The organism is Mammaliicoccus fleurettii, from assembly GCF_002018435.1.
GTDB lineage: Bacteria > Bacillota > Bacilli > Staphylococcales > Staphylococcaceae > Mammaliicoccus > Mammaliicoccus fleurettii.
On sequence record NZ_MWJM01000027.1, the window covers coordinates 1 to 12293 of the forward strand.

General features: G+C 33.7%; 10 protein-coding genes. 6 read left to right on the top strand and 4 right to left on the bottom strand.

The genetic code is table 11. From position 1 onward, the window contains the following. Positions 1–621 precede the first annotated feature (621 nt). Together B2G86_RS12525 and B2G86_RS12530 are read right to left on the bottom strand one after the other, a co-directional pair. On the bottom strand, positions 622–1764 hold the full coding sequence (locus B2G86_RS12525) for an aminotransferase class I/II-fold pyridoxal phosphate-dependent enzyme (protein WP_078358525.1): 1143 nt from the start codon (positions 1762–1764) through the stop codon (positions 622–624). A gap of 1 nt (position 1765) precedes the next feature. Then, positions 1766–2662 carry a PLP-dependent cysteine synthase family protein gene (locus B2G86_RS12530; RefSeq protein ID WP_078358526.1) on the bottom strand — a complete coding sequence of 299 codons (897 nt, stop codon included), beginning with the start codon at positions 2660–2662 and terminating at the stop codon, positions 1766–1768. A 775-nt stretch (positions 2663–3437) separates the two neighbouring features. On the opposite strand from B2G86_RS12530, the gene B2G86_RS12535 reads away from it, so the two are divergent. From B2G86_RS12535 to mhqD, 4 genes are all read left to right on the top strand, one after another. Then, entirely contained in the window at positions 3438–3869 is a 432-nt protein-coding gene (locus tag B2G86_RS12535) for a MarR family winged helix-turn-helix transcriptional regulator (RefSeq protein WP_078358527.1), read from the top strand. Between the two features lie 84 nt (positions 3870–3953). After that, positions 3954–4913, top strand: coding sequence for a ring-cleaving dioxygenase MhqE (mhqE, locus tag B2G86_RS12540; protein ID WP_078358528.1), 960 nt, complete (start codon positions 3954–3956; stop codon positions 4911–4913). Between the two features lie 26 nt (positions 4914–4939). Beyond that, positions 4940–5548 (top strand): flavin reductase family protein, encoded by a 609-nt coding sequence (locus tag B2G86_RS12545; protein WP_078358529.1) that lies wholly within the window; start codon positions 4940–4942, stop codon positions 5546–5548. A gap of 17 nt (positions 5549–5565) precedes the next feature. Next, positions 5566–6156 (top strand): methylhydroquinone degradation carboxylesterase MhqD, encoded by a 591-nt coding sequence (gene mhqD / locus B2G86_RS12550; RefSeq protein ID WP_078358530.1) that lies wholly within the window; start codon positions 5566–5568, stop codon positions 6154–6156. Positions 6157–6273: 117 nt separating this feature from the next. Here mhqD and B2G86_RS12555 read toward each other — a convergent pair whose 3' ends face one another. Further along, positions 6274–7557, bottom strand: a complete 1284-nt coding sequence (locus tag B2G86_RS12555; protein WP_078358531.1) for a YhgE/Pip domain-containing protein — start codon at positions 7555–7557, stop codon at positions 6274–6276. A gap of 156 nt (positions 7558–7713) precedes the next feature. Here B2G86_RS12555 and B2G86_RS12560 point away from each other — a divergent pair, with 156 nt between their 5' ends. Next, positions 7714–8331, top strand: coding sequence for a TetR/AcrR family transcriptional regulator (locus tag B2G86_RS12560; protein WP_078358532.1), 618 nt, complete (start codon positions 7714–7716; stop codon positions 8329–8331). Between the two features lie 506 nt (positions 8332–8837). Here B2G86_RS12560 and merA read toward each other — a convergent pair. Then, complete coding sequence (gene merA, locus B2G86_RS12565) at positions 8838–10160, bottom strand: hypothiocyanous acid reductase MerA (RefSeq protein WP_078358533.1); 1323 nt, start codon at positions 10158–10160, stop codon at positions 8838–8840. A gap of 283 nt (positions 10161–10443) precedes the next feature. On the opposite strand from merA, the gene B2G86_RS12570 reads away from it, so the two are divergent. After that, entirely contained in the window at positions 10444–11862 is a 1419-nt protein-coding gene (locus B2G86_RS12570; RefSeq protein WP_078358534.1) for an MFS transporter, read from the top strand. Positions 11863–12293: the final 431 nt, after the last annotated feature.

Consider the following 12293-nt stretch of genomic DNA (forward strand, 5'->3'; position numbering starts at 1 on the left):
AGTGTCGGTAACTTAATCGGACCCTTAGTAGCCGGCGCAGCATTTGATATTAGTATAGATTTTCCATTGTATATAGCAATGGCATTCTTCCTAGTAGCATCAGTAATTATTGTATTTTACAGACCAGATAAATTGAAATTTTAAAAATTAGAGCTGAGACAAATAAATTGTCTCAGCTCTTTTGGTTGGAAAAGGGTATAAAGTGACTCGAATTTATCAAGACAGGGTCGACATGATAAATAGAGCCCGTGAATTTATCAAGACAGGTCCGACTAGCAACATAGAGGCTCCGAACATTGCAAGACGTGGTCGACTAGCAACATAGAGCCTCCGAATTTTGCAAGACAGGGTCGACTAGCAACATAGAGAGGCTGAATATTGCAAGACTGGTCCAACATGATAAATAGAGTCCGTGAATTTATCAAGACTGGCACAACATGATAAATAGAGCGATTGAATATTGCAAGACAGGTCCAACATGATAAATAGAGCTCGTGAACTTATCAAGACAAGCACAACATGATAAATAGCACGTCAATTGATACCGACTAGTCCATTATAATTCCTACAAAAAACCCTAGGGCGCGTATCTTATCAATACGCGTCCTAGGGTTCTACATTTTATATTTGATTTAATGCGTTATTTAAGTCTGCTACTAAGTCTTCTGTATCTTCTATTCCTATAGATAGTCTGATCATACCGTCTGCGATGCCTTCTTTGTGTCTAATTTCAGCTGGTATGGATGCATGTGTCATTAAACTTGGTACTGAAATCAAGCTTTCTACTGCACCTAAACTTTCTGCTAAAGTGAATAGTTTAGTATGTTTTATAACTTCTTTTGCTTTTTCTACGTCTGCTACTTCAAAAGAAATGATACCTGGATATCCTGATGCTTGTTCAAAATGTACATCACGGTTAACATGGTCTTCGTTTAATGGGTGGATAGTTTTAACAACATTGTCGTGATTTTTTAATAATTCAACAACTTCTTTAACGTTACGGTTAATTTGTTCTAGTCTTAAACCTAGTGTTTTAATACCTCGTGTTAATAAGTAGCTATCTTGTGGTCCAAGTATACCTCCAGTAGAGTTCTGGATGAATCCAATTCTTTCTCCAAGACTTTCATTTGCAGTAACAACGAGTCCTGAAACAACATCACTATGACCACCTAAATATTTTGTTGCAGAATGAAGTACGATATCTGCTCCTAAATCTAAAGGATTTTGATAATAAGGTGTCATAAATGTATTATCAACAACAGTTAAGATGTGATGCTTTTTAGCAACATTGCTTGCTGCTTTAATATCCGTAACTTGTAATAAAGGATTTGAAGGTGTTTCTACGAATAACATTTTAGTTTCTTCTTTAATAGAAGATTCGATATTTTCGATGTTAGTTGTATTGATAAAATCAAAAGTAATGCCAAAGCGTGTGAACACTTTAGTTAAGGCACGGTAAGTACCACCGTAAACATCTGAGTTTATTAAAATGTGGTCACCTTTATCTAATAACATAATAACAGCAGATATAGCTGCCATTCCTGAGCCAAATGCATAACCATTTGTACCATGTTCTAAATCAGCAATTAAAGTTTCTAATGCAGTACGAGTAGGGTTAGCAGTTCTAGAATATTCATATCCTTGTCTCAATTCACCAATAGCATCTTGTTCGTATGTACTCGTTTGATATATTGGTGTTGTTACAGCTCCAGTATATGCGTCAGTTGTTTTTCCACCATGTATAAGTAAAGTTTTTTTATTCATTTTATATTCCTCCGTAGTTAAATATATTTTTAGACATATAACGATCGCTACTATCTGGGAAGACAACAACGATATGTCCTTGTTCTATTTCTTTGGAAACTTGTATTGCGGCTTCCAGTGCTGCGCCAGATGAGCTACCAGCAAGAATACCTTCATTTAATGCAAGTCTAGACACATTGTTAAATGCATCTTGATCACTAATGACTTTAATGTCATGAATTAAAGAACGATCTAGAAAAATCGGCCACTTTTCAACACCAATGCCTTCAGTATCATGAGAATGTTCTGCTCCACCAGCTAGAATGCTGCCTTCAGGTTCTACAATGATATTATGGACATCATGTTGTTTCATTACTGAAGCGGTTCCTGCAAAAGTACCTCCTGAACCAGCACCAGCAACAAAGTATTTGATGTCAGGACATTGTTCAAGTATTTCTGATGCTAATGTATTTACATAAGCTTGTGGATTTTCTTTGTTTCCAAATTGATTAATGTAATAAGCATTATGATCTTGAGCGAATTTCTTAGCATATTGTTGAGCACCAATCATGCCTTCAGAACGAGGTGTTCTTCTAACATCAGCACCTAAAGCTTTCATTATACTCATTTTTTCTTCAGAAAATCCTTCAGGTGCATAGATAACACAGTTGATATTGTAATGATTAGCTACAATAGAAAGTCCAATACCAGTATTACCAGCAGTAGCTTCTACTATTGTATCCCCAGATTTAAGTTCACCTTGAGCAATTGCTTGTTCAATTAAATGCTTAGCCAATCTATCTTTGATGCTTCCGCCTATGTTATAACTTTCTAGTTTGGCATATATTTTTACTTTGTCAGTACTGTAATGCTCTAATAGTACGAGCGGTGTATTTCCAATTAAATCAAAAGCCTTCATCCCATTACCCCAATATTAATTATTGTAAAACATAGTATTTCAATAAGGATTATATGTGATTAGTTTTTAAAAAGCAAATAAATTAAATTTATTAGAATATTGAAAAAATAGAGCGCCCGAACTTATCAAGACAGGTCCAACATGATAAATAGGACGGCTGAATATTGCAAGACAGGGCCGACTAGCAACATAGAACGTCTGAATATTGCAAGACTGGTCCAACATGATAAATAGAGCCCGTGAATTTATCAAGACTGGCACAACATGATAAATAGAGTCCGAGAATTTATCAAGACAGGTCCAACATGATAAATAGGACGGCTGAATATTGCAAGACAGGGCCGACTAGCAACATAGAACGGCTGAATATTGCAAGACAGGGCCGACTAGCAACATAGAGCGGCTGAACATTGCAAGACAGAGTCGACTAGCAACATAGAATGTCTGAATATTGCAAGACAGGGCCGACTAGCAACATAGTGCGGCTGAACATTGCAAGACTGGTCCAACATGATAAATAGAGCCCGTGAATTTATCAAGACTGGCACAACATGATAAATAGAGCCCGTGAATTTATCAAGACAGGTCCAACATGATGAATAGGACGCCCGAATTTATCAAGACTGGCACAACAAGCTAAATAGAGCCCCCAAAATATCCCGATATCGCCATATTTTCAAATTAGTATAATTTTTATACTCAAAACTGTTGACTTTTATTTTTAGCCACGTTATAATTATCTCGAAATCGAAATAATATACAGATAGGTGATGACATGGACCGAACAGAGGAATCATTAAAAGCTTTAGTAGGTATAAAGCGTACGAATGACACGTTAGACCGTATTGTGAAGCAAGATATGAAGAACTATGGTTTGAATATTACTGAATTTGCTGTGATGGAACTTTTGTATCATAAAGGTGATCAGCCTATTCAAAAGGTTAAACAACGTATTCTAATAGCAAGTAGTAGTACAACTTATGTCATTGACCAATTAGTTAAGAAAGCTTATGTAACACGTCGACAAGATACTGAAGATAAACGTATTACGTATGCTGTACTTACTGAAAAAGGGCATGCGCTCATGGAACAGATTTTTCCACAACATGCTGAAACGATAGAGAAAGCATTCTCTATATTAGATGACGAAGAACTTGCTATATTTCGCAGAGCACTCAAAAAGATAAGCGCATTTTCTACTGAGTAGGATTGGCGCATAATTTTTTACATCAAATTATTTCGAAATCGAAATAAAATCAAATATAAAAATAAAAGAGAGAAGGAATTTATAATGAATAACAATGAACTTTTAGGAATCCACCACGTAACAGCAATGACAAATGATGCAGAAAGAAACTATAAATTTTTCACAGAAATTTTAGGTATGCGTTTAGTTAAGAAAACAGTAAACCAAGATGATATTTATACGTATCATACATTTTTCGCAGATGATCAAGGTTCACCAGGAACAGACATGACATTCTTTGATTTTCCAAACAACCCTCAAGGTAGCAGAGGTACAAACTCAATTAGCCGTGCAGCATTCAGAGTACCTAATGATGCAGCCCTAGAATATTACTTGAATCGTTTTGAAGAATTTGGCGTAAAACATGACGGTACACAAGATTTATTTGGTAAAAAAGTATTACCTTTTGAAGAAGAAGATGGTCAAAGATACCAATTAATTTCTGACGAATTAAATAAAGGTGTTAAACCAGGTATTCCTTGGAAAAATGGTCCAGTACCTGAAGATAAAGCAATCTATGGTTTAGGCCCAATTGAAATTACAGTAAGTTATTATGATGACTTTAAATCTGTAATGAAACAAGTCTTCGGTATGATACCAATTATGGAAGAAGATGATGTAACACTTCTTGAAGTTGGAGAAGGCGGTAACGGTGGTCAAGTGATTTTAAGAAAAGATGACCAAAGTACAGAAGCAAGACAAGGTTACGGAGAAGTTCACCACGTATCATTCAGATTGAAAGACCATGACGCAATTAAAGCATGGGAAGAAAAATATAATGAATTACGTATTGGTAACTCAGGTAATGTTGATCGTTTCTATTTTGAAGCTTTATATGCAAGAATTGGACATATATTAATAGAAGTTTCTACAGATGGACCAGGATTTATGGGAGACGAACCTTATGAAACATTAGGTGAAAGCCTAGCATTACCACCATTCTTAGAAGCAAAACGTGACTTCATTGAATCTGAAGTTAAACCATTTGATACTAGCAGAAAATAATAATGACATTAAAAGGAGAGGTTCTAATGAAGAAGTTACGACCTGAAGAACTCACACAAAAAGAAAATTATAAATTATTAATTGGTTCTGTCATTCCACGACCGATAGCACTTGTTACAACACAATCTGACAGTGGATTGTTGAATATAGCACCATTTAGCTTTTTCAACATTGTATCTTCGAACCCTCCAATATTGTCTATAGCAGTACAAAGAGTGAACGGTAAACCGAAAGATACAGCACGTAATATTTTACAGAATAAAGAAGCGGTTGTGCATATCGTTGATACAGATAATGTAGAAGATGCGAATCAAACTGCAGCGTTATTAGGTCCGGATAAAAGTGAAATGGATCGCACTGAATTTGAAACTGTAAATTCTGTTGAGGTATCAGTTCCAGGTTTAAAACAAAGTAAAGTACGATTTGAAGCAGTGTTAAAAGAAGATGTCGTCATTAAAAATGGTGATCAACCTGTATCAGACTTACTACTTTTAGAAATAAAATATTATCATTTCGATGAAGCGATTTATGATAATGGCTATATTATTAAAGATGAATTAGGCGCAGTAAGCAGACTTGCAGGCAATGATTATGCTGAAATCGGTAAAACATTTACAATCGAAAGACCACAATAAGGATGGAGATGAAAAGAATGAATCATATATTTAAACAAGGTGACCAAGGTAAGCCAGTATTCTTGTTATTACACGGTACAGGTGGAGACGAAAGAGATTTGTTACCATTAGCAGAAATGTTAGACCCTACTTATAGTGTATTAAGTGTTAAAGGTGAAGTATCTGAAAACGGTATGGCAAGATATTTTAGAAGATTAGCTGAAGGTGAATATGACGTAGAAGATTTAGAATATAGAGGGAAAGAACTATATCAATTTATAGAAGAATCTGCAAAAGAATATGAATTTAACTTAGAAGACGTTATACCAGTAGGCTTTTCAAACGGATCGAATATCGCAATCAACATTATTTTAAGAGAAGAAACACCTTTCAAAAAAGCATTACTATTCGCACCATTATATCCAGTAGATTTACAAAATAACAATAAAGATCTATCAGACTTTAATGTCTTTTTATCAATGGGTGAAAGAGACCCAATCGTAACAAAAGAACAAAGCGAACGCGTAATACAAATATTTAAAGAACGTAACGCAACAGTGAGTGAAACGTGGGTAAATAGCCATGAACTTACTCAAGAAGCGGTATTAGCAGCACGCGAAATATTATAGTTAGGAAATTGTAAGACTAACCCTAAGACCTCCCCCTTTAATAAACGATGCAAAATAAAAAAGACCCGCCCATCCGAAAGTAAGTTTATCGGATTGGGAGAGGTCTTTTTATTTTTATTAAGATGGTACTTCCGTTCTTTTTGGATTGTGCTTTCTTATGATTGCTGCCGAGATTGTGGATATGCCTCCGAAGATAATAAATCCGATGTACATCCACATTGTGCTATTAAGTTCTATACTATGATTTAAATACAATAGTTCTCTTAGAGTGTCAGCGTAATGTCTAAATGGATTCCAGCCTATCATATAATCTTGATAGAACTGAGGTAACATTTGTTTTGGTAGCATGATGAGTTGCATACTAAAGAATAACAACACCATAAATAATGGTACTACTTTTATACCTAGCCATGTCATAAATCCAAGTATTAAACTAATGAATGACAATATTGCTATGGATATATATAGTGCGATTCGATTAGGATGATCAATTGTTACGTCTAGTATACCGGTTAAGAAATAAATATATCCGAATCCACCAACTAATGCTGTGGCAATGGCAACGCCTAATTGTCCTAATGAAGCAATTATGCGATTTTTCACTGTAATACTATTACTCGTTCTAAATGAGAAGAATAGTAACACAGATCCAACTAATGATGCTAGCCAAACTGGTGTGAACATGAGGAATGGCATATTTCCATTTCCTTGATGTGATTTTACTTTGTTTATATTATTTTTATCAACCTTTACAGGATTTGTTATCCCTTGAATGTCAGAAGGCGCAACGTCTACTTTCATTTTTTCTAAAGTTTGTATGCTTTGTTTAGAAATTTGTGTGTTAAGTTGGTCACCAATTGTTGTAAGCATAGTTGTAGCTAATTGTGATCCTTGCATACTTGCACCTTCGTTCACAATGATTTCAACTTGCCCTTGCTTAACTTTTACAGGCTCAACTTTGTTTTGACTTTGCATTTTTTTAGCTTGTTCTGGTGGGATTTCACCACTTTTAATTTTGTCTGTCATTTCTTTTATTTTTGCATCTTGAACAGTTTTTTGTACTTTACTCATTGAATCTTTTGAAAAATTCTTATCTAAAATTAATGCGCCGTAATATTTATTGTCTTTAAAACCTTGTTCTAAATCTTTTTTATTATCGACTGTTATCCATTTCACTTTTTCAGAAAGATCTTTATTGTCTTTAATTTTTTCAAAAAAAGATTCTCCGATATTCAATTTCTTATCTTGCATGGTTGTCCCTTTATCTTGATTTACAATCGCAATTGGTATGGATTTAGGTTCTGGATTGTATGCTGGAATAAATGCGATTGCTAAAAGTATAAGAATCGTGATTGCAATAATAGGTGTTAGCCAAAATAATTTCTTTTTAAAAATATTCATAATTTATCTCCTTTTAATGAACATGGTGTTGATTATTAATAACATTGTTTATTATAATGGAATTCAACATATACACAATGGTCAATTAAGAATAATACGTCTATTAATGAACAAAACTTTAATATATGTTCATTAAAAAAAGGAGATTTTAAAATTATGGCAGAAGATCGACGAGTTAGAAAAAGTAAAAAAGCTATTAAAAATGCATTTATACAGTTATTAAAAGAAAAAAATATTGAATATATTACAATACAACAAATATCAGATTTAGCTGATGTAAATAGAGGAACATTTTACTTAAATTATGAAGATAAATATGCGTTGCTTGAAGAAATGGAAGACGAACAAATTGAAAAAATAAAGAGCTTTGTAGATTTTAGAAAATTAGATATAAATAATCAAAATGCTGAAACCTTTATCGAAGACTTTTCAGAAAAAATTATAAAAAATGTCATTAGGCATATAAGTGAAAATCTAGAATTTTATCAAATTATATTTAATTTAGAGAGAAAAAGTAAGATTGAAGAACAAATAGCGGACATAGTGAGAAGTAACTTAATGCATTTAATAGGAAATAAAGAAGATGTCTTTGGTATACCAGTCAATTATTATTTAAGTTATGTAATTGGGTCTATGATGTCGATGATAAAATATTGGGTCTCAGACCATGAACAAGTCTCGATAGATGAATTTGTACAATATATTTCAACAATTGCTTCAACCGGACCATTATCCATAATGAAGAGATTAGTAGATGAGAAAAGGGAGAAATAGAGCGTCTGAATATTGCAAGACAGGCCCAACTAGCAACATAGAACGTCTGAATATTGCAAGATAGGGTCGACTAGCAACATATAGCGGTTGAATATTGCAAGACAGGGCCGACTAGCAACATAGAGCGGTTGAATTTATCAAGACAGGTCCAACATGATAAATAGAGAGCTCTAATTTATCAAGACAGGTCCAACATGATAAATAGAACGTCTGAATATTGCAAGACAGGTCCAACATGATAAATAGAGCCCGTGAATTTATCAAGACAGGCACAACATGATAAATAGGGCCCGTGAATTTATCAAGACAGGTCCAACATGATAAATAGGGCCCGTGAATTTATCAAGACAGGTCCAACATGATAAATAGGACATCTGAATATTGCAAGACTGGCCTAACATGATAAATAGAGCCCGAACTTATCAAGACTTGCCCAACAACCAACATAGACTTCCAACAAATAAGAAGCTGAGACAAATTAATTGTCTCAGCTTCTTTCCAATATTCTATATATTAAATAAATCGTTAAATGATTCTACCATTGTAGGGTGTGTGTATATATTATCTCTTAATGTTGTATATGGTACTTCTTGGTCCATCGCAAGTTTAATCAAATTAATAATTTCTTCTGATTCTTTACCATATAAACTAGCACCTAATATCAGATTAGTATCTGCGTCTACTACTACTTTAAATAATCCTCTATCGTCATTATTTACTTTATGGCGTGGAATATTTTTAACTTCAAGTTGTCCTTCTTTAATATTATAGCCTTCTTTTTTAGCTTTACTTGCAGTATATCCAATACGTGAAAGTGGTGGGTCTAAAAATACTGTGTATGGAACGTGTCCTCTATTTTCAGTAGTACGTTGTTTGTCACCTGTTAAATGATCTTTTACAATTCGGTAATCATCTAATGAAATATAAGTGAACTGTGCGCCGCCTTTAACATCACCAACTGCATATATATGGTCTACTGTAGTTTGTAAGTATTTATTTACTTTAATTTCACCATGATCTCCAAGCTCTATATCAGTATTTTCTAAAGCAAGGTCTGTATTTGGAACACGACCAGTAGCAAGTAATACTGCATCTCCTACAACTTTACCTTGAGATGTGTGCACAACTGGACGATTATCTTCAGTTGAAAATTCTGTAACTTCAGCTTCGTCTATAAATTCAATGCCACTATTTATAAACTCTTCATATATTTTAGATGCGACATCTTTATCTTCAGTAACTAATACGTGTTTATTGTTATTAATCACTTTTACTTTACTACCTAGATTTGTAAAAATAGTCGCGAACTCTAAGGCAATATACCCAGCTCCAACTATTACAAGTTCTTCTGGTAAGTTATCTAATGACATTATGCCTTTAGAATCATAAATATTTTCAGTAGATTTAATTCCTTTAATGTCTGGTATATTTGAACGATTACCAGTATTAATTATAATATTAGTGGCTTGAATAGTTTCAACAGTTTTATCATTTTTATCTATAAGAATGACTGTTTCATTGTCTTTGAACTGAGCTTTATACGTATATACATCAATGTTGTCATCTGAATCAAGATTATTGAAATTCTTCTTGTTTAAAGCAGATACAACATCTTTTTTACGATTCATCGCTTCTGAAAATGAATGATGCTCAGTACCTTCATGTAATAAAGTTTTACTAGGTATACAACCTACGTTAATACAAGTACCTCCGTACATATTAGAATCTTGTTCAACAACTGCAATTTGTTGACCTTTTCCCGCTAAAAATTTAGCAAGTGTTTTACCAGCTTTCCCAAAACCAATGATTAAAGTATCATAATGTTTCATGAATTTAACCTCCATTTATAGATAAATTGTTATTACCATTATAATCCAATTTTAAGCGTCTGACTATTTTCTTGCACTGTCTGTTGAGGGGGATTTTTTCGAAAAATTCAAGAAAAAAGAGAAATTTTACAAAATTGGTTGACCACTTATGAGGCTAATAAGCTTGTATGTTTGTGGTACTTTTCACAAGTGATAACCTTTTACAAAAGTGTATTATTACAGTTGTTTTAATTTTTCAATCTGTTAATATACATAACTATATTGAAAGGGAGTTTACTAACACATGAAATTCAACAAAAATAAAATCAATGTTGTAGATATGAAGCAAACTAAGAAAAGTGTTTATGCAACAGGTATTGGTAATGCTATGGAATGGTTTGACTTTGGTCTTTATTCTTATTTAGCAATTATCATCAGTAAAAATTTCTTCACATCTGTTGAAAATGATGAATTGAAATTAGTATTTACTTTCGCTACATTTGCGATTGCATTTCTAATGAGACCACTCGGTGGTATTATATTTGGTCGAATTGGGGACAAACTCGGTAGAAAAACAGTCCTCACTACAACGATCGTATTAATGGCAGCTTCAACTTTATTAATTGGTCTATTACCAACATACGACCAAATTGGTATTTGGGCGCCAGTACTATTATTAATCGCTAGAATTATTCAAGGCTTCTCAACAGGTGGAGAGTACGCTGGCGCAATGGTATATATTGCTGAATCTTCTCCAGATAACAGAAGAAGCGTTTTAGGTAGTGGCTTAGAAATAGGTACTTTAGCAGGATACATACTCGCATCATTATTAGCTAGTGGTTTATTTATTGGATTATCAGATGCACAAATGCAAGCATGGGGTTGGAGAATTCCATTTATTTTAGGAGCACCACTTGGTTTAGTAGGTTTATACTTAAGAAAAAACTTAGACGAAACACCAATTTTTGAAAATGAAATATCAGATAATGAAGAAAAACCAGAATCATTCGGTTCAATTATTCAAAATCATAAAAAAGATATTTTCGTATGCTTTATCACAGTAGCATTCTTTAATATTACAAATTATATGCTACTTTCATATATGCCATCATATTTAGATGAAGTAATTGGTATTTCTTCTACAGTGAGTACAGTATTAATTACAAGCGTAATGGTCGTAATGGTACCACTAGCGTTCTTCTTCGGACGCTTAAGTGACAAAGTAGGAAACAAAAAAGTCGTACTACTCGGTACATTTGGTTTAACAGCATTTTCATTATTGTCATTCTATTTAATGGGACTTAACCAATTAATGTTCGTATCATTAGGTATATTCATACTTGGATTCTTCTTATCAACATATGAAGGCGCAATGCCAAGTTTATTACCAAGCATATTCTATACAGACGTTCGTTACCGTACATTAGCCGTTACATTTAATGTGTCTGTTTCAATATTTGGTGGTACAACACCGTTAGTTTCAACATGGTTAGTACACGCAACACAAAATCCATTAGCACCAGCATATTATTTAACAGCTGTAAGTATAATAGGATTTTTAACAATACTAGTACTATTTGAGACAACTTCAGGAAAAGCATTAAAAGGATCATATCCGACAGTATCATCTGAAAAAGAATTTGACCATGCCGTGAAAAATCCAAAAGATGCATTATGGTGGAACGAGCAAGAACTACAAGACAATAAAGTAAAAGTAGACTAAGATATAGAAGGTCATATATAGAAATAGAACACCAATCCGTTAATTACGATTAACAGATTGGTGTTTTTTTAGTGTGGGGATAGAGAGGTAAGAGATTTATGAAGGAATGAGCGTTACGTAGCGTGGCGATGCTAAGTAAGAAGGGGACTGTAAGGTGCTGTAAGGGACAAAATTCTGAGAAATGTCCGTAAGAGGTGCTGTAAGGGACAAAATTCTGAGAAATGTCCGTAAGAGTGGTGCTAAGGGACAAAATTCCGAGAAATGTCCGTAAGAGGTGTTGTTAGGGACATAATTCCGAGAAATGTCCGTAAGAGTGGTGCTAAGGGACATAATTCTGAGAAATGTCCGTAAGAGGAGTCAAGTCCATAATTTTGTGTAATATCTTTAGATGTAATCAACCTTTGGTTTTTCTAGGGTATTAACAAAATATA

Coding starts and splice junctions, on each gene's coding strand:
- B2G86_RS12525 (WP_078358525.1), bottom strand. CDS start 1,764: ATGAATAAAAAAACTTTACTTATACATGGTGGAAAAACAACTGACGCA.
- B2G86_RS12530 (WP_078358526.1), bottom strand. CDS start 2,662: ATGAAGGCTTTTGATTTAATTGGAAATACACCGCTCGTACTATTAGAG.
- B2G86_RS12535 (WP_078358527.1), top strand. CDS start 3,438: ATGGACCGAACAGAGGAATCATTAAAAGCTTTAGTAGGTATAAAGCGT.
- mhqE (WP_078358528.1), top strand. CDS start 3,954: ATGAATAACAATGAACTTTTAGGAATCCACCACGTAACAGCAATGACA.
- B2G86_RS12545 (WP_078358529.1), top strand. CDS start 4,940: ATGAAGAAGTTACGACCTGAAGAACTCACACAAAAAGAAAATTATAAA.
- mhqD (WP_078358530.1), top strand. CDS start 5,566: ATGAATCATATATTTAAACAAGGTGACCAAGGTAAGCCAGTATTCTTG.
- B2G86_RS12555 (WP_078358531.1), bottom strand. CDS start 7,557: ATGAATATTTTTAAAAAGAAATTATTTTGGCTAACACCTATTATTGCA.
- B2G86_RS12560 (WP_078358532.1), top strand. CDS start 7,714: ATGGCAGAAGATCGACGAGTTAGAAAAAGTAAAAAAGCTATTAAAAAT.
- merA (WP_078358533.1), bottom strand. CDS start 10,160: ATGAAACATTATGATACTTTAATCATTGGTTTTGGGAAAGCTGGTAAA.
- B2G86_RS12570 (WP_078358534.1), top strand. CDS start 10,444: ATGAAATTCAACAAAAATAAAATCAATGTTGTAGATATGAAGCAAACT.